The following is a 19,090-nucleotide window of genomic DNA, read 5'->3' as shown; positions in this document are numbered from 1 at the left end:
ACTTTAGTCATTTTTACTTTCTAACACGCTCTACTAAATTGATGCCGACTCCCATAAAAACGACAAACATTAACACTAGCTTAACTAAAGGTGGCATTAATTCCACCCACCCATAATCGTATAATGCAGCTCCTTTTAAAGCATCTAAAGCGTGAGTAAGTGGAACAAACTCTGCCAGTATAAGCAGAAATGGATTACTTATCGATCCCTCCGGCCAATAAGCTCCGCTTATCAAGGGCATTATTGGGACAATAATAGGAAAAAATGAACCAAATTGTTCAGGCGTCTTAAAGACTCCAGTAAATAATGTGGCTAGTGCCACACAAGCAAAAGTATGAATAACAATAATGAGGAGTTGAAGACCAAATCGCTCCCCCATATCAAAGCCAAAAATATAGATAAATAAAAGACACACAACCAATACCTGAGCAAAGCCTATCATAAATGTGTAAAGCATATGTCCTAAATAGATTTCTATTTTCCGAACGGGTGATAAAATCATCCGTTCCCAGATGCCACCCACTCTCTCCTCTGTAATTGCATTTACTTTAAAACCGATAATGAACATACTCATAAACAAGGTAAAAGCATAGAAAAGCTGAATACTATAATGCTCTCTTACTCTCTCACTACCGTCTGGCACTTGTGTCTCTAATGTTAACAATGGCTGTTGAAGACGTTGCTCTACCTCTAGACGAAACAGCTCTGGATTGTCAGCTTGATGAATGGCTGCAAGCAGCCTTACCTCCTCCTCCATTACTCTTTGTACATAACGCTCAACATAATAAACATTATAATTATCACTAGCCGTAATTATTCTATAATCTCCTTGAACTAACTTGACGGCCACATCTAACCGCCCCTCACGTACGTCCTTCATCACTTTTTCTTCGTCTGCTAGTTGAAAGTCGATAGACTCGCCCTCATTTAAAATACTTATCCACTCTAACGCTTCCTCTTCTTCCACCCCATTAGTAAACACCTTTACCTCTAACTTCCCCCCCATATTTGAAGCAAACAAAAGAGCAAGAGCAATCCCAAGTCCCATGAGCATGAGAACAAGTAAAGGAGAGCGTCTTTCCTTCAGCCATTGTGTTAAAAATACGGGTATCATCAGCCTTGCCTCCTTTGTGGAAAAATTCTCAACCCTACCAGTAATAGAATAAGAGATATACTTAGAAGCTTAAGTAGAGGTCCTATAAGATCTGAAAATGATTCACTTTGTATCCAGAGCATAAGCATAGAAAGAGATAAGCCATTAGGTGTCCACTCCCCTATAACAGTAATCCAGTTAGGCAAAATGGACATTGGTCCGAAGCTCCCGCCTGCCAAGGCCATAATCGTAACCAGAATGGAGTTAAACAATCGGCTTGCATCAGGGCTTTGCATACGGAAATTTAAGGAGGTGAGCAACGCCCCAATCGCTCCTACACAAAGAGAAAGTGCTGCCAAAATAACCCCTAAACCTATCCAAAACTGAAACGTTCTGCCCGGAAATAGCTGAAAAATAAAATGACATAGGATAAATAGTACTACTAGCTGCAACATAGCAATGACGAACGTTGAACCCAGCTTCGCCCCTAAAAACCGAAGGGGCTTGCTTCCCGTTAGTAAAATACGCTCAAAAACACGCTCACGTTTTTCCGTATTGGCTCTTTCAGCTGCAACTCCACCAGCAAATAAGACAAATAACACACTCATGGCAAAAGTGAAGTATTGGAACGAACTTACTTGCTCCACGTTGTATATCGTTTCTATGCCTCCTTTTGGAAGCTGTGCATTTAGCTGTTCTAGGGAGGCAGCTCCCTCGTTCATTGATTGACTAAGTACCGTTTGAAAATTAATAGCTCTCATAAAGATCTCGATGATATCCTGTAAAATATCTATGCTCATAGCAGAAGAGTTTTCAGCTATTAAAGTTAAAGGAGGAGTTGTCCCTTCATTTAAAAACAGTTTATTTAAGACAGTAGAAGTGAAGTGCTCTGGTATCGTTAAGATAGCTTGAATCTCTCCCTCCTCTAACGCTTCAAGGGCATCCGAACGATTCATTTCCTCAAGCTGCACAAGAGCAGCGACAGCTTCCTCTTCAAATAATTGCCTAATAAGCCCTTGGGGCGAGAAGGATATAGCCGCTTGTTTAAGAGTGTTTTTTTCTTCAACCGATCCACCAAGCTCTTCAAGCCTATCGTAGAACTATTCTCTACCTTCCACCTCTTGATCCTCTATAACTACAGCTGCTCTGATTTGTTCTATAGCCGTAGAGGTTTCCATCATACCCCTCATCGAAAAACCTAAAATCAAAATCATAATGAATGGAGCTGCGATAAGAAATAGGATATTTTTTTTATCTCTCCAAAAAAGGAGGATATCTTTTTTAAAAAACATAGGTCTGGCCTCCTTTTAGTCCCGTAGCTTCCGTCCTGTCAAATGCAAAAATACATCCTCCAAGCTAGGCGTATCAATATGAACGCTATTGATTTGTACATTAAACTGCTCTGCCGCACGGACAATTTGGGATAAAATAGAGCTCTGCTTAGTTACGATTAGCTTTAGCCCTTTTTCCGTTTCTTCAACCTGCTTTATGCTCTCAATCCCTCGAAGCTCCTTAGCCATTTCATAGCTTTTGCTGTTGAGTTGTACATGTACGGTGTCATCACCAGAAAGAATTCTGAGCAGTTCGTCCTTGCGTCCCGAAGCAATCATTTTTCCATAGTCCATAATATAAACACGATTACAAAGTTGCTCTACCTCTTCCATATAGTGACTTGTATATAAAATAGTCGTTCCTTTTTCTCGATTAAGTAGACGAACCGTTTCTAATATATGATTGCGTGATTGAGGATCAATGCCAACCGTAGGTTCATCCATAATGATAAGCTGAGGGTCATGTAAAAGAGCGGCAGCAATATTTACTCTTCTTTTCATTCCCCCTGAGTAAGTACGGATTAATTCCTTCTGTCTATCCCTCAATCCAACCATCTCAAGCGTTTCTTGGATTTTAGATTCTAGCTGATTTCCTTTTAATCTATATAACCGTCCAAAAAATCTTAAATTCTCATAAGCTGTTAATTCTTCATATAAAGCAATTTCCTGTGGAACAACACCAAGTACTCTTCTGATGTCTCTAGGGTCCTTTAAGATACTCTTACCGTTTAATTTAATATCACCATGATTTGGTTTTACTAGGGAAGAAATCATAGAAATAGTTGTCGATTTTCCGGCTCCATTCGGCCCCAATAAACCAACTGACTCTCCTTTATTTAAGTAAATACTTACATCATCCACGACCTTTTTTCCTTTGTAGCTTTTTTCTATGCTAACCGTTTCAAGTATCAATTGAGTCACCTCTCTAATTCATTCGCATTTTTATAACTCAAGTATAATGACAAAAAGACAGTGTTCCCACTGTCTTTGGTCATAACTTTTCTAGCAGACCATGACTTAAGTCATGTTACTTTGTATCAAACCTTTGTTTCAAACTATTGTTGAATAATTGACAGACTAAACTAGGCATTTACTTATACTAGATGATGACGTATGGCATAAATAGCAAGCTGTGTCCTATCTCGCAACTCAAGCTTATCCAAAATTAGACTAATATGATTCTTTACCGTTCCAATAGACAACGACAGCTCCTCTGCTATCTCTCGATTGCTTTTTCCCAGACCTACTAAGCGGCAAATATCTAGCTCTCTAGGAGTCAGTGATGAGTCTACCTCGAACTGCTCCTCATTTTCTTTACCGTGTAGTAATCGTGGCATAACCTTTGCAGCTACGTTTTCTTCCAATGATAAGCCACCAGTTAAACAGCTACGAATAGCTCGGATCAAGAGGTCTGGCTCTGCATCCTTGAGCATATACCCATTTGCTCCGTTCTGTAACGCAGTTAAAGCATACTCATCATCATTAAACGTAGTTAAGATTAATACCTTTAGCTTTGGCCAACGAGAACGGATAATACGTGTAGCCTCTAATCCATCCATTTGAGGCATGCGAATATCCATCACAACAAGATCAAATTGAAGCCGCTCACATAAATGAATAGCTTCTTGTCCATTACTTGCTTCACCAACCACCCGAAGCTCTTGATCCGTTTCTATCATCATCTTTAAGCCCTGCCTGACCATTGCCTGATCCTCTGCTATTAGTATTCTAATCATATGCCTGCTCCCTCTCTATAAAGGTAATCTTCCTTTAACAGTGAATTGTCGATCCTCAAATATAATCTCTAACTGACCACCAAGCTGTTCCATTCTTTCACGCATAGCTGAAAGTCCGAAGCCCTCTCGAAAATTATCTTTTTTTGTACAAGGATTAGAGATTTTAAACAATAGTGCTCTTCCACCTGGAGCTTCAAATTCTATATTGATCTCTCTGGAAGAACTATGGCGAATGGCATTTGTTAGAGCCTCCTGCACAGCCCTATAAATAGCCGCGGATTGTTCATTATTGAGCTGTGCTGTAAGAACACCTTGACGCAAGGAAAACTGTACGCGTACAAAATTCTCAGATTCCCATTTGCGAATTAAATGGATAATCGCTTGAAAGCCAATCGTTTCCTGTACGTTTAACTCCTTTACGGCGTGACGTGTTTCCTCTAAGCTTTCCTTTGCAAGGCGCTTAAGTGCTTCCGCTCTCTCAGCCGTTTCACCAGTAGATTGCATACGAAATACCTCAAGCTGCATTAAAAGAGCGGTAAGCTTATGTCCTACAGAATCATGCATATCCCTCGCAATTTTAGATCTTTCCTGCTGCCTTACCACTTCCTCACTATCTACACTAGAGCGCTTTAATCTCCTGTATTCACTTAACATCTCATCTTTTTCATATGTATTTTGCTCCCACTCATTAAATATCCATTTATAAATACCACAGCCCAACCCAAAAGCAATAGCATAAATGAGCAAAAACCAAAGGGGGAAACTAGGATAGCCTAATAAGGTCGGCAATATACTGATTACCGTCATACATAAACCTATAGCTATTGAATATGTGGAAGATAGGCGGAAAACTGCCTTACCTACTAGAATAGAATAAATTAAGAGCGTGTAATAATTAGGAGCAACATTTGTTTTTTCTGGCCATAGTGCTATAGCAGTGACAGCCATACAGCCAAGTAGAACTGCCGTTAAAGCTTTAGGTTTTTCTCTAAGTAAAGGGGCAACAAAAAATAAGCTGAAAAATATAGCACATCCCAGCATAGCAAAAATCATTTTATCCTCATGTACCTGATTAATCGCTGCCGTCCAGCTAGAACCTAATAATAAAAGCCAAATCCAAAAAGTATGTGCCATACGTACACTTTTCCTCCACATATGTATCCGAAATTTGAAGCTACCTTGTGACTGCTTTAATCATCATAACACAAACACCAGACGTCATTGTTAGACATCTGGTGAGAGTATTTAAGCTATAAGATCGTTCGCTATCTTGCTCCGTCCTCTTTTATCTGCTTGCCATGGATGACATGCCAATGTAAATGCTTCGAATCCTGATACTCTCCAAGATTTGTAAGAACACGGCAAGCCCCATACTCTTCTACAACCTGTGCAGAAACATGTTTAATGACCTCTAATAACTCTATTAATAAATCGTTATCCTCTACTCTCATTGTCAGAAGTGAATCAATATGTACTTTAGGAAAAACAACAATATGTACCTCATAAAAGGGACGTGTATGGTAGTACGCTAACACTCGATCTGTTTCGTATACCTTTTGAACGGCTGTCTTCCCACTTAAAACCTCTTCACAATAAAAATCCTCTGTCATTTGTTCTACTCCCTTCAAGCTTATTTATAGTCTAATTAATCAGGTTCTATCAGTTCTTTATTCAAACTCAGTGTTTGCCTCTTTCTTTTTAAATACCTTTTTATTTGTAAATGCCTTATACAAGCTAATAATTAAAATGAGGTACGCGATAGCTTGAATCCCCATGGGAACATAAGTAATAAAAGCTACAAATTCACCAAAAGTAATACTGTGTGGCAGATTATTAGCAGCACTATCTATAAATCCAGATATAAACAAAGGTGATATACTATTATACAGCTCTACAATACTTAAAATAAGAAAGAAATAGAAACCTCCCCTAAAACCAATTCTCCAACAAACTATTACACCAGCAATATGTACAAGAATATAGCCAATGCCTACCAAATAAAAAAATAGATTTAGCAAATTATCACCTCTACATTTTCTCCTAATTTTAGGATACACCATTGAGGTAAAAAAGTCCTACCATTGTCTATCATTCATTTCCATGATAGCCTACAGATAAGCTAGCCTGTTATTCATTATTATACTAGAAATACAAATTGAGGGAACTTTATCTAAGAAAAAAGAACGAAAGGAGAAAAAGCTTCTTGAAAAAAAGATTTAACAACTTATAGCCTCCTGTCGATACCCCTACAACCTTTACCCAAATTCGTGGACCTCCTAGTAGCTTGATCTTAGCCAGAGCAGATAAATAAAGATAGATGGAGGTACGCTGAAATGAGAAGTGAAAAGGAAATGTATGATCTTGTAGTAACAGTGGCCCAGCAGGATGACCGAATTCGAGCAGTAGCTATGAACGGATCTAGAACAAATCCAAACGCTCCTGTAGACATTTTTCAAGACTATGATATTGTCTATCTAGTAACAGACATGCAGTCCTTTATTCAAGATCCTAATTGGACTAGTGTTTTTGGAGAAACGATTATCATGCAAACTCCCGAAGATATGTCTTTGTTCCCCCCTGATCTTGGAGGGTGGTTTTCCTATCTCATGCTTTTTAAAGACGGGAATCGAATTGACCTTATTCTAATCCCTATAGAAGAGAAAGATAAGTATGTCAAGGATGATAAATTAATTCGCATCTTATTGGATAAAGACCATTCCCTACCCGACCTTCCTGCGCCTACAGATGAAGATTATTGGGTTAAGCCTCCAACTGCTGCCCATTTTGCTGATTGCTGCAACGAATTTTGGTGGGTTTCTACTTATGTAGCAAAAGGGTTGTGGAGGAAGGAATTATTGTTTGCATTAGACCATCTACATTCATATATGCGTCCAATGCTGATGAGAATGCTAGAATGGAACGTAGGTTCTCAAACAAATTTTTCTATTAATGTAGGGAAAAGTGGTAAGTACTTAGAGAAATATGTAACAGCTGAATTCTGGCAAGAGCTGTTGTCCACTTATCCTTCTGGTAGCTATGAGGATGCCTGGAGAGCTTTATTTGCTATGACGCGTCTATTTAGAAAAGTAGCACTAGAGGTTGCCAGTCAGCTTCAGTACGAATACCCACATCAAGATGATGAAAATGTAACGTTCTATCTTCAGCATGTTCATCAATTACCGTCCGACGCAACAGAAATCTTTAAATAACTATATAAATCGACTACATGAATGTTGCATTAAATAAGAAAAGCTTCTATCGAAGCCCTCTCGAAGAAGTCGTCTAGTCCATCATTAGAGGAAGCTTTCACACAAAGTGCGCAAGTGACGCTAAGCAACTAAAGTTGCAAGTCGTCCTATGTCCCGCCGTCAGAAAGTAACGCCCTTTTATAATCTAGAATAAAAGACCAGAGAATCCCCTTCTCTGGTCTTTTACCGTCTATAATAACCATGGTATCAGCCAATTTCAAAAAGTTAATACAGTCTCTTTGTATAGCTTTCATTTAATGAGTCAGTCACTTCTTTTTCCGTAATAGCAGATTTAGTACTAACATGGGCTGCAATAATCTTTGCTGCGGTTGGTCGTTCTGCTTCAGATAACCATGCTTCTGGCTGCCATAACCCCGACCTTTTAAACGCTTTAGCACAATGCATATAGCCCTCCACGATTTCTACACCGATACCGAGTAACGGAACCTTGCCATTTACAGCTGTCCGCTCCAAAAGCTGAGGATCACGGCTAATACAGGCCTTGCCGTTTACCCTAAATGTCTCCCCTAGCCCTGGAATAAGAAAAATTAATCCAATATGCGGATTCTCTAAAATATTGCGAATGGAGTCCATTCTTTTATTTCCTGGACGTTCAGGAATAAAAAGATGCTTATCATCAATAACATGGACAAAGCCTGGAGCATCACCACGAGGAGAAACATCACAGCACCCTTTTGCATCTGATGTAGCGATTAACAAAAAAGGAGATTTAGCTATAAATTCTTTACTCAATAAATCTAGAGAATGAACCACTTTCTCCTGTACAAGCTTGCTAGGCTGACCTAAAATCGGTCGAAGCTCCTCTAATTCCTCTAAAGAAGTTATTTGTTCATTAAAAATATCCATTCTGCTCTCCCCACCTCTTTGTATTAGACACCTTTTAGCTGGTAAGATCTCTTTTATCCTCTGTTTTATTAACATGATGAATCTCATCAAGAACATGGTTACTAGTATGAAACTATTATACATGAATTAAAAAAGCACATGAAATAAAATCTCCATGTGCTTGGATTTGATACAGCTTTTGTTTATAAACTGTTTTAAAGTGCGTCAAATTCTATCCCTGTCTGACTCTCAACTGCATCCTTGAGTAGCATATACATTTCACCATCTGTTATTCTCTTCAGATTTTTAATTCCTTCTAATGTGTTTGGATTTAGAATTCCCCGCTCAATTAACAATGATTTAGCCTTTTCAAATGTTGCCTCTAATCCTATCGTCTTGGCTATTGCATAGCTAGCCTGCTCTATACTTAGATCTTCTTCATTAGGCTTCAATACAGCTATTAAGCTCTTTCCAGGATCACCTTGGAAAAACTCTGGATATAGCTTCACTATACTATAAAGCTTATTAACAATACGCTGTGGATTAGAGATATCATCTAAATTAAATTCATTATTGTAGGATCCAAACGTTATTCCCATATATACGGCTGCCCTTAAACCTGGATAATCCTTGTGCTTCATATAGGACTGGGGTTCTAAACTGTACTCCTCTAGCTCCATGCCTTGCTCATTTAGCATGTTCTGTAGCTTCTCAATAGATTCCTTAGATTCAGCAAGCTCACTAAACGTTACCCCCTCATCTACAGCCACTCTTATAGCTGCTCCAGCAGCCTGTCCTGCTGCCATTCCAGTTGGGATGACACGTGTACTACCATGTGCCAGCGTATCAAAGCTTGCAGAACGCCCAATAACCAGTAATCCATCTACCTCCTGAGGAACAATGCTTCGAAACGGGACAGCATATTTAAGTGGGTTTAAAATGACTGCCCCGTTATCGTCTGGTGAGGTTCTTTGAATGTCTGCTGGATAAGAACCGAAGGCAATGCGATCCCAGTGATCTCTATTTTCTAATAAATCTATAATATTTAATCGATACAAACCTTGCAAATGTCGACTTTCACGTACGTAAAGCTCTGAAGCAATAGAGTCTAACTCAATATTCTTAAACTCCTTAAAATTTCTTAAGAATGTCACGACATTATCTGCTTCTCTAGCCGCAATCTCAAGCCCTTCCTTCTGAGAATCAGGATCTAATGGATCTACTTCAAAAATATGAAGAGCATTAATCAGCATCGTCTCATCAAGCTGTCGACCAATGTTAAGACCTCTCATCTTGGTACGCTCAGGATTCGTTGATTTATAATCAGCCATCTCCTTGCCGTATCCCCATGCAGAAAGCTTATCTACACCAGTGTTTGGATCATTATTCCCATTTAATCTTTTCGCGACCTGTTTCCATACTTGATCATCTATGTTTTTCAATCGAAACACAGCGGTTACTGCCATTTGAGAGCTCTTGTCTCCCAAATCCTCTCTACCTATTGTAAATGCAGCACCTGCAGCGGAAGCAATGTCCGCATCCTGTGTAGCATCAATAACCGCTGGAGCTGATATGCTTTGCTTCGTCCCATCTGAATGTGATACCTTAATTCCTTCAACAACTTGTCCATTATTTTCTGTATGAACCAGAGGCTCAATAGCAGAGGCCTCCATATATAAATCAATATTTTCTTCTGTACTCACAAGCTTATAAAAAGCATTAGCCGCAGACGTTACATCAAACGAATGCCCTTCAATCTGCTCATACCACTCTTCAAATATCCCTTTATTTAAATAACTAGGCTCACTCCCTAATTTAGTTGATACTGTTCGATCCCAGTTCATATCTATGCTATTTAACCATCCTACCGTCATTAAACCGCCTAGTACATCACGCTCTCTGCTTTCAATAAGTAAAGTGCTTAACCCATTTCTAGCTGCTGAAATCGCAGCGGCTAGTCCTTCAGGATCTGTCCCAACTACAATCGCATCATAGTTTTCCTTTAACGTATCTACAGAGACAACCTCCATTAATTCCTGCTTTGAAGCTGGCATATCAACAGTAACACTTATTCTGCTATCCTTGAAAGCCTTCACTCCGAAAACTATTCCTCCTGCTAAAATAAGCAAGGCAAAGAATAAAATCATCCACTTCTTATTCATGCTGCACCTCTATCTATTTTTGTCGATATCCTCCTACTAGTAAATATGAAAGACGCTATCCTCATTGTCTTCCTTGTACTTTGTGTTCCTGACATGAGTTTGTCCTTCAATCTGCTATCAAGAGAACTGAAGTTAAGTATAGAGGGTGCAGGTTAACAGCCACTTAAGCTCAGCTTACCAAAATCTTAAGAAATTCCTAATAAAAATAAATAGGTTCTTATCATATAAAAAAGCTGTCTTTGATTCCTTGGAAAGGGGTTCAAAAGACAGCTTATTATTTACTCGGGTGATGCTATTCCATTGTCTAAACTGGCACTATAGGGAATTTCGTTTGAAACGTTGTTTTTTGCTGATCACTACTTGCAGAGATCCTACCACCGTTCAGCTCAACTATGCTTTTTGTAATCGCTAAACCAAGGCCTGTTCCTCCAGATTCCGATGTTCTCGATTTCTCAGCACGGTAAAATCGGTCAAAGATAAAGGGTAAATCACGCTCAGGAATAGGCTCTCCATAGTTGATTATTTCAATCACAGCCTCTCCACCCTGCTCTCTTATTCTAACATCAATGTGCTTCCCTTTCTTACCGTATCTTACAGCATTCATCATTAAGTTTTCATACGCTCGTACGAGCAGGTTTCCATCTGCTTGGATATATAATGTGGGATCCTCAATAACTGTTTGATAGGACATGCTTTCCGCCTCCAAAACAGGTGCAAACTCCTCCACCACTTGATTAATAAATCCACTTACATTGATTTTTTCACTTTTAAGTAAAGGGCCTTTATCATGAATAGACGTATATTCAAATAGATCATCTATTAGCTTTTTCAACCTTAATGCTTTTGTATAAGCAATATTTGTGTAATATCGAAACTCAACCTCATCCTTATAGCGATCATCCTCTATGAGCTCTAAATAGCCTAAAATGGATGTGAGAGGGGTACGCAAATCATGAGAAACACCGGTAATTAGCTCATTTTTGCTTTTCTCTGCTTTTCTTTCATCCTCCATAAGCTTTTTCAATTTTTGAGCCATCTCATTTATTGCCCCTGCCATCATCCCTAATTCATCGGAGCTCTTCACTTCAAGCTTATAATCGAGGTTTCCCTCCGAAATTTCTTGAAGACCGACTGTGATCTTTTCAATATAAGCAATCACTCGTCTACTTAATATGAAAAAATATAATAAGAATAGCACAACCCCACTCACCCACATCACGGGTGATGAACCAATTCTTTCTACAAGCCATTTCAAAGGAGCTGATAGAACTGGAATTTTAATTAATAGAAAACCCATGTAATAACATAAAAAGATAGTACCTATAGCTAAAGCAATACTGATTACAATCACGAAGATAAACTTCCAGCGTATCGTTTGGATAAAGCTAATTGTCCTCAACTCGTTCATTCATGATCATCCTTCAATTTGGTATCCAACTCCCCAGACAGTCTTAATGTATTCAGGCTTACTTGGGTCCTTTTCTATTTTTTCTCTAAGCTTGCGGATATGCACCATCAATGTATTATTTCCATCAAAAAAGGGCTCGTTCCATACCATTTCATATATTTTTTCCATACTCAATACAATTCCTTTATTTCGAATCAATGCCTCTAGGATAGCAAACTCTCGTGGAGTCAGTCTGACCTCTTTATCATGTACAGTTACTTTATGTGTAATCATATTGATGACAAGTCCATCCACCTGATGCTCGTATTCATTTTTCTGTTGACCACCAGTATTTAACTGTCGATATCTCCGTAAATGAGAACGCACTCTTGCTAGGATTTCTAGGGGACTAAACGGCTTTGTTACATAATCATCTGCCCCAATACTTAGTCCTGTGATTTTGTCTATATCTTGAGATTTAGCAGAGAGCATAATAATGGGCATTTGCTTCTCTTCTCTGATCTTCATACAAGCCTCGATACCATCCATTTCAGGCATCATTACGTCTAATATGATTAAATCTACCTCCTGCTCCCTCAAATGCTGAAGAGCCTCTCCTCCGTTGTTAGCATGCAAGACAAAGTACCCATCATTTTTCAAGTAAATCTCTAGCAGGTTTCGAATTTCTATTTCATCATCCACCAATAAAATTGTTCCTGCTGACATGTAAATCCCTCCTACAACTACCCGGCGCTTTCTTACTGCTAGTGTGAAAAGCTATTAAATATATGCTCAAATATAGCATATTTTATAAACCATAACTCTTAAGTTTTCTTAAGAAACAGTTCTAGCTGAATTATTCTTACCTAAGTCGCCATAAGTCAAAACTAACAAAATGACCTCGTAGACAACCTGATGAGAGTAGCTTTTTGTGTGCACAAAAAACTTCCTATAAATAGAATGACCTTAAAATCACCTTTTTATAGGAAGAAAAGAAGCAAGATATCATATTTTTAGAATGCCCTATTAATTTACAAATACTTTTTCGTTTCTTTAATATCTAAATGAATCTGGTTCACAAGCTCATCAATTCCATTGAACTTCTGCTCAGAACGCAGGAATGCTACAAATTCAACATCTACTACACTATCGTACAAATGACCCTCAAAATCTAGAATATGGACTTCAAGTGATACCTGTCCTTTATTGTGGAACGTAGGCTTCTTCCCAATATTACAAACAGCTTGCCTACGGATACCTTGAATCGTAACATATACTGCATAAACACCTTGCCTTGGAAGCACATATGCCTGCGTGAGCTCAAGGTTAGCTGTAGGGAAGCCTATTGTTCTTCCTCTTTTCTCTCCGTGAATGACAGTACCTTTAACCTTGTAATAACGATTTAAAAGCTCACTGACCTCCCCTACTCGTCCATCATGGAGAGCAGAACGTACTCTTGATGAGCTAATCTTCATATGATCCTGATCCACAGAGGAAAGAACATCTACTGTAAAGGCTTTATTCTCCAAGCCCCACTTCTCTAAATGCTCGACCCTGCCGCTTCCTTTGTGTCCAAAGGAAAAATCAAAGCCTGTGACCACATGTTTGATTTGTAGATCGACAATATACCTTTGTATAAATTCCTGCGGAGACAACTTAGCAAGGTCAAGGGTGAAATCTACAACAAATACAACATCAACACCCAAGTCTTTAAAAAGAGCAAGCTTGTCTTCTAAAGGAGTAAGATAGCTAGGGTGTTCAACCTTTGTTAATACCTCTAACGGATGGGGATAAAAGGTCATGACTCCTGACTCTACTTTAAGTTCTTTGGCTACACGTATAGCTTGCTGAATCACTTGCTGATGACCTATATGAATTCCATCAAAATTTCCAAAAGCTACGCTTGAAGGAAGGCGTTGGCTTGTATCCTTAATTAGTTGAGAATTTGTTATTCTGGCGATCTCCATACCTACTAAACTCCTTCACTAGCTCATTACATTTTTACTTAATGGTAGTACTTCAAATTATAAAGCACTTTCTATATGTAAGTAGCTAAATAAATCTTTCCATACTCAAAAACAGGACTCACTCCATGTGAAAAACTTTCCTCGGTTTAATTAGCTTTGGATGATTTCCTTCATAAATCGCTAGGAACCTTCCGTTCTGATCTAAAACTCTGTATAACTGATCATTTTCAACCTGCTGCTCAATAACAAGGGATTGACCAAACAATACTCTTTCTTTTAAATCTCCTGACACGATAAGATCTGGAAGATGTGCAATTGCCTTTTCCAGCGGCAGCATTTCATTCTGCCATTGTTCCTCGTTCCATCCTTCCAGCTCATCAAATGTTACACAATCCTCAAGTGTAAAAGGGCCACTTTTAGTTCTAACTAGAGAGCTCATATGAGCAGGATAGCCTAAGGCTCGTCCAAGATCAACACCAAGGGTACGGATATACGTACCTTTCGAACAACGAACCCTAAGCTTTATTGTAGGATAAGGTAGCTCAGGAGTGTATTGTAATAGCTCAATATCATAAATCATAACTTTGCGAGCTTTGCGTTCAACTTCCTTCCCTTGCCTAGCTAGTTTATGTAATCTCACCCCATCTATTTTAACAGCAGAAAACATAGGAGGAATCTGCTCGATCTCACCTATAAAATTTTGGATTTTCTCTTGAACATTTTCTAATGTAGGTGCTTCTTCCAGCTGGGCTTCTTCAATTGTTTCGCCTGTCTGGTCCTCCGTAGCTGTGGAGCGTCCTAACACAATAGTGGCAACGTATTCCTTGTCATAGTCTAATATATACTCCGCTACCCGAGTAGCTTGACCAATACAAATAGGTAGAACACCAGTAACGGCTGGATCAAGAGTGCCAGTGTGTCCTACTTTCTTTGTTCCGGCCAAACGTCTAACTTTTCCTACACAGCTATGGGAGGTCATTCCGCTTGGTTTATTTAATACAATAATGCCATGTTTACTCATCCTATATCACCAAATATCTCTTGAGGTTATTTTTTTACTTCTGTATGATATCTTTCAATTGATTTAGTAGATCCTCTTTAGCAGCCTGAAGATTTCCATTAAAGGTATAGCCAGACGCCTTAGCATGCCCGCCTCCACCATTTCTCTGAGCCAGCAGTGCTACATCTACATATTTATTAGATCGTAAGGATACCTTTACCTCTCCTTCGCTCCACTCTTTAAACAACGCTCCTACCTCTACTCCTTCAATCTTTCGAGGATAAGAGGAAATTCCATCTACATCATCCTTAGAAGCTCCAGCAGCCTTCATATCCTCTTGGGATACTAAAATTATGGCTACCTGACCTTCGTAATGAAAGGATAGGCTTTGAAGGGCATACTTTAATAGCTCAATATGAGAAGCCGTAACAGTCTCAAGAGCATAATCAGCAATTTGGTCTGGCTGCACGCCATACCCCAACAGCTTTGCCGCCATGTCTAATACACTTTGTTTGGTGTTAGCATAGCGAAAACCACCTGTGTCTGTTAGCAGGCCCGTATAGAGTGCATTAGCAGTGGGACTGTCAAGCTGCGGAGAAAAGTGGGCTGTAATTAAATCAAATAGGATCTCTGTTGTAGAAGCAGCAGTAGGTTGAATGACATTTAACACTCCGAAGTTTGTATTTGTAGGATGATGATCAATATTTAAAATCTGCGCATCATCAGCTATAACGGAGCCTATCTTACCAAATCTCTTTTCATCAGCTACATCTACAGAAATAACAGCTGAAAAAGAACGATTTAATGAGATTTTAGATAAATCAATGATTTCCTCAAAGCCTGGTAGGAAGGAGAATCTCTTAGGGCATTCTCCTTCATTTACCACATGGACTTTTTTTCCTAAGCTTCTAAGCAAATGCATGGTGGCAAGGCTTGAACCAATGGCATCACCATCCGGATTCAAATGAGCAAGAACCAAAAAATCATCATTATCTTTTATAAATTGTGCCGCTTTTTCTAACATATGCTGATAAGCTTCCACATTATTGTTATTCATTGCTCTCTCCTTCAACCGGATTTCAGCCCGCTTTGTTATAAAAAACAATCCTACCTGAATAAATAAACGTACTGTACTCATATGCTTTACTTTAGTTGATTTCTTTTTAGTCCTTCTGCTCCGAGTTTAGATCATCGAGCATCTTTTCGATTTTACTGCCATACTCAATGGACTCATCAAATTTAAAAATTAGCTCCGGTGTATGTCTTAATCGAATACGTTTGCCTAGCTCAGAACGAATAAAGCCTGATGCCTTTGCAATCGCCTTAAGCGAGTCTTCTTTTTGACCTTCATTTCCAAACACAGTTAAAAACACCTTCGCCTGTTGCAAGTCCCCAGACATCTCAACGGCTGTTACCGTTACAAATCCGATTCTCGGGTCTTTTAATTCTCTTTGAATAATGAGCCCAAGCTCCTTCTTCATTTGTTCTCCGACACGATGTGCTCGAACATTACTCATAAACTTCATTCCCTCCTATGGTGAAAAACACCAAGATTCTATTCATCTTGGTGTTTTCCTCATCTTTCAGTAAAGAATAGCGAAAGATTCGCTTAAATGGCTACTGAACGTTAGCGAGGAATTTCCTCCATAATATAGGCTTCAATCATATCGCCTTCTTTGATATCGTGGAAGCCCTCTAACGTAATTCCACACTCATAGTTTGTCTGAACCTCTTTCACATCATCCTTAAATCGTTTTAAAACATCCACTTTTCCTTCATGGATAACGATTCCTTCACGGATAAGTCGTACGGAGGAATCTCTTGTAATTTTACCCTCAGTTACATAAGATCCAGCAATCGTACCTACTTTAGATACCTTAAAGATTTGGCGGACCTCAGCCGTTCCCAATACTTTTTCTTGATATTCTGGATCAAGTAAACCACGCATACCACTTTCAATCTCATCAATTACATTATAAATAATACGATGTAAGCGTACATCAACCTTTTCTTGCTCAGCCGTTACTCTTGCGTTAGGCTCTGGACGAACATTAAAACCGATCACTATGGCATTAGAAGCAGATGCAAGCATTATGTCATATTCCGTGATAGCCCCTACACCTGTAAGGATAATTTTAACACGAACACCTTCTACTTCAATCTTCTCAAGAGAACCTTTTAATGCCTCTACTGAACCTTGTACATCACCTTTGATGATGACGTTCAGATCCTTAATTTCTCCCTCTTGGATCTGTTGGAAAAGCTCATCAAGGCTTACCTTAGCATTAGAACCTAGCTCCTGTTCTCTTTGTTTGATAGAACGTTTTTCACTAATGCTCCGTGCTTTTTTCTCATCCTCATACACTTTAAAGCTATCTCCAGCCTGTGGAACATCATGCATCCCGATGATTTCTATCGGCATGGAAGGAGCTGCCGTCTTCACCCTGCGTCCTTTATCGTTAACCATGGCACGAACTCGACCATACGTATTTCCAATAACAATGGAGTCTCCGATTTGTAGAGTTCCGCTTTGTACAAGTACTGTAGCAACTGGTCCTCTACCTTTATCTAGCTCGGCTTCAATAACGGTTCCTAGTGCTAGACGATCAGGATTTGCTTTATATTCATTGACCTCAGAAACGAGTAAGATCATTTCCATTAGATCATCTAAACCTTCATTTTTTAAGGCTGATACATGAACAAAGATCGTATCTCCACCCCAATCCTCTGGAACAAGGTTAAGCTCTGTTAACTCCTGCTTCACTCGATCTGGATTGGCATCCTCTTTATCCATTTTGTTCACAGCCACAATGATAGGAACCTCGGCAGCTTGGGCGTGGGCTACAGCCTCTTTTGTCTGAGGCATCACTCCATCATCAGCAGCTACAACAATAATGGCAATGTCAGTCACCTGTGCTCCTCTAGCACGCATTGTTGTGAAGGCAGCATGACCAGGTGTATCTAAGAAAGTGATTTGCTTCTCATTATATTCAACCTGATATGCACCGATATGCTGAGTGATTCCACCTGCTTCAGTTGAGGTTACACTTGTATGACGAATCGCGTCAAGCAAGGTTGTTTTACCATGGTCAACATGCCCCATTACCGTTACAACTGGTGGTCTTTCCTTTAATGTAGCAGGATCATCCTCTTCATTGAAAAGCTCAAATTGATCCTCATCCACCTCGATCTTCTCTTCAACCGTTACCCCGTACTCCTCAGCTATTAATGAAATTGCATCGATGTCTAGCTCTTGGTTGATTGTAGCCATAACTCCTAAGAATAAAAGCTTTTTAATAATTTCAGATGGCTCTTTGCCTAGTTTCTTACCTAGCTCACCAACAGTAATTGGACCAGATATCACAAGATGGCTCACTTCATCCTGATTCGCTGCTGCTTCCGCACGCTGATGCTTGATTTTATTCCTTCTTTTTTTATTAGCAGGAACTGATTTATCATCATTAAAATGTTTATCATGAGCTTTTGTTTTTTTGGTTTTTTCTTTTGAACCAGCAAACTCTTTCTCATCATTTTTCGCGTCTTTAGATTTAACGTTTTTAGAATTAGATGGAGTGCTTGGTTTTGATTTATTTTGTTGTGTGCCAACAGAAGCCTTATTTTGTGTTCCTTGCTTTTGTTGTGCGTTTGTAGAATTTCCTGGCTTCCTATTGTTGTTGCTATGTTTGTTACTGTTGTTGTTGCTTTGAGTATTTGTTCCTTTACTAGTGTTTGTTGATTTCTGAGCTTTGTTTTGTGTCGTTTGTTCCCGAGCTACTTCTTTTTGTTTATTTGATGTCTGTTCCCCATTTTTTAATTGATTCATATAATTTTCTACCTCTTTTATCTGTGACTCTTCGATGACACTCATATGGTTCGCTACAGAGTGACCCAAGCGTTTTAGCATTTCTATAATTTCTTTACTTGATATATTTTGTTCTCGAGCATATTCATAAATTCTAATTTTACTCATACGTTCACCCCCGATAATTATTCATTCTCGCATAAGCTATAAAGCTTTCTGGCAAATCCTAAATCGGTTACTCCTACAACAACTCGTTGATCTTTTCCAATAGCACGTCCTAATACATCTCGAGTGGGTACAGTTGTTACGGAAACCTGATAAGTCTTCGCTTTATCCAGCACCTTTTTTGCCGTATTCTCCGATGCGTCTTGACTCAGAAATACTAGCTTCACCTGCCCCTTTCTTATTCCTGTAATGACGATTTCCTCACCAGAAATAACCTTTCCAGCTCGCATTGCTAAGCCAAGAAGCTGAAAGCCTTGCTGATTCATCAAGTTTACCACCTCACAACCTACTCA

19 protein-coding genes are annotated in these 19,090 nt (G+C 39.1%); 1 reads left to right on the top strand and 18 read right to left on the bottom strand.

Annotated elements, in window-relative coordinates:
* Positions 1–13: 13 nt before the first annotated feature.
* The 8 genes from J2S11_RS03065 to J2S11_RS03030 form a co-directional block, all read right to left on the bottom strand.
* Positions 14–1,114, bottom strand: coding sequence for an ABC transporter permease (locus tag J2S11_RS03065; RefSeq protein ID WP_307390766.1), 1,101 nt, complete (start codon positions 1,112–1,114; stop codon positions 14–16).
* Positions 1,114–2,103 (bottom strand): ABC transporter permease, encoded by a 990-nt coding sequence (locus J2S11_RS03060; RefSeq protein ID WP_307391082.1) that lies wholly within the window; start codon positions 2,101–2,103, stop codon positions 1,114–1,116. Before J2S11_RS03060 ends, J2S11_RS03065 begins: the two co-directional genes overlap by 1 nt.
* 90 nt (positions 2,104–2,193) lie before the next feature.
* Positions 2,194–2,385, bottom strand: a complete 192-nt coding sequence (locus J2S11_RS03055; RefSeq protein WP_307390763.1) for a YhgE/Pip domain-containing protein — start codon at positions 2,383–2,385, stop codon at positions 2,194–2,196.
* Between the two features lie 15 nt (positions 2,386–2,400).
* Positions 2,401–3,333, bottom strand: coding sequence for an ABC transporter ATP-binding protein (locus tag J2S11_RS03050; protein WP_307391080.1), 933 nt, complete (start codon positions 3,331–3,333; stop codon positions 2,401–2,403).
* A gap of 185 nt (positions 3,334–3,518) precedes the next feature.
* Complete coding sequence (locus J2S11_RS03045) at positions 3,519–4,160, bottom strand: response regulator transcription factor (RefSeq protein WP_307390761.1); 642 nt, start codon at positions 4,158–4,160, stop codon at positions 3,519–3,521.
* Between the two features lie 15 nt (positions 4,161–4,175).
* Complete coding sequence (locus tag J2S11_RS03040) at positions 4,176–5,294, bottom strand: sensor histidine kinase (protein WP_307390759.1); 1,119 nt, start codon at positions 5,292–5,294, stop codon at positions 4,176–4,178.
* 131 nt (positions 5,295–5,425) lie between these two features.
* On the bottom strand, positions 5,426–5,770 hold the full coding sequence (locus tag J2S11_RS03035) for an HIT family protein (protein ID WP_307390756.1): 345 nt from the start codon (positions 5,768–5,770) through the stop codon (positions 5,426–5,428).
* 57 nt (positions 5,771–5,827) lie between these two features.
* Complete coding sequence (locus tag J2S11_RS03030) at positions 5,828–6,178, bottom strand: hypothetical protein (protein ID WP_307390754.1); 351 nt, start codon at positions 6,176–6,178, stop codon at positions 5,828–5,830.
* Positions 6,179–6,493: 315 nt separating this feature from the next.
* On the opposite strand from J2S11_RS03030, the gene J2S11_RS03025 reads away from it, so the two are divergent.
* Positions 6,494–7,369 (top strand): aminoglycoside 6-adenylyltransferase, encoded by an 876-nt coding sequence (locus J2S11_RS03025; RefSeq protein ID WP_307390751.1) that lies wholly within the window; start codon positions 6,494–6,496, stop codon positions 7,367–7,369.
* Between the two features lie 264 nt (positions 7,370–7,633).
* Here the strand turns inward: J2S11_RS03025 and J2S11_RS03020 are convergent, their stop codons facing one another.
* From J2S11_RS03020 to J2S11_RS02975, 10 genes are all read right to left on the bottom strand, one after another.
* Positions 7,634–8,275 carry a pyridoxamine 5'-phosphate oxidase family protein gene (locus J2S11_RS03020; RefSeq protein WP_307390747.1) on the bottom strand — a complete coding sequence of 214 codons (642 nt, stop codon included), beginning with the start codon at positions 8,273–8,275 and terminating at the stop codon, positions 7,634–7,636.
* Between the two features lie 194 nt (positions 8,276–8,469).
* Positions 8,470–10,416 (bottom strand): FAD-dependent oxidoreductase, encoded by a 1,947-nt coding sequence (locus J2S11_RS03015; protein WP_307390745.1) that lies wholly within the window; start codon positions 10,414–10,416, stop codon positions 8,470–8,472.
* Between the two features lie 304 nt (positions 10,417–10,720).
* Positions 10,721–11,824, bottom strand: a complete 1,104-nt coding sequence (locus J2S11_RS03010) for a sensor histidine kinase (protein ID WP_307390742.1) — start codon at positions 11,822–11,824, stop codon at positions 10,721–10,723.
* A gap of 6 nt (positions 11,825–11,830) precedes the next feature.
* Positions 11,831–12,529 carry a response regulator transcription factor gene (locus tag J2S11_RS03005; RefSeq protein ID WP_307390739.1) on the bottom strand — a complete coding sequence of 233 codons (699 nt, stop codon included), beginning with the start codon at positions 12,527–12,529 and terminating at the stop codon, positions 11,831–11,833.
* Between the two features lie 305 nt (positions 12,530–12,834).
* A complete protein-coding gene (locus tag J2S11_RS03000; RefSeq protein ID WP_307390736.1) occupies positions 12,835–13,770 on the bottom strand; it encodes a bifunctional riboflavin kinase/FAD synthetase in 936 nt (311 codons plus the stop codon).
* Positions 13,771–13,888: 118 nt separating this feature from the next.
* Positions 13,889–14,791 carry a tRNA pseudouridine(55) synthase TruB gene (gene truB, locus J2S11_RS02995; RefSeq protein WP_307390733.1) on the bottom strand — a complete coding sequence of 301 codons (903 nt, stop codon included), beginning with the start codon at positions 14,789–14,791 and terminating at the stop codon, positions 13,889–13,891.
* A 34-nt stretch (positions 14,792–14,825) separates the two neighbouring features.
* Entirely contained in the window at positions 14,826–15,827 is a 1,002-nt protein-coding gene (locus J2S11_RS02990; protein ID WP_307390731.1) for a DHH family phosphoesterase, read from the bottom strand.
* A gap of 106 nt (positions 15,828–15,933) precedes the next feature.
* Positions 15,934–16,287, bottom strand: a complete 354-nt coding sequence (rbfA, locus tag J2S11_RS02985) for a 30S ribosome-binding factor RbfA (RefSeq protein ID WP_307390728.1) — start codon at positions 16,285–16,287, stop codon at positions 15,934–15,936.
* Positions 16,288–16,397: 110 nt separating this feature from the next.
* Complete coding sequence (gene infB / locus J2S11_RS02980) at positions 16,398–18,740, bottom strand: translation initiation factor IF-2 (RefSeq protein ID WP_307390726.1); 2,343 nt, start codon at positions 18,738–18,740, stop codon at positions 16,398–16,400.
* A 17-nt stretch (positions 18,741–18,757) separates the two neighbouring features.
* Positions 18,758–19,063 carry a YlxQ family RNA-binding protein gene (locus tag J2S11_RS02975; protein WP_307390723.1) on the bottom strand — a complete coding sequence of 102 codons (306 nt, stop codon included), beginning with the start codon at positions 19,061–19,063 and terminating at the stop codon, positions 18,758–18,760.
* Positions 19,064–19,090 lie beyond the last annotated feature (27 nt).

The organism is Bacillus horti, assembly GCF_030813115.1.
Lineage (GTDB): Bacteria > Bacillota > Bacilli > Caldalkalibacillales > JCM-10596 > Bacillus_CH > Bacillus_CH horti.
This window is presented reverse-complemented; position numbering and strand designations above follow the sequence as displayed.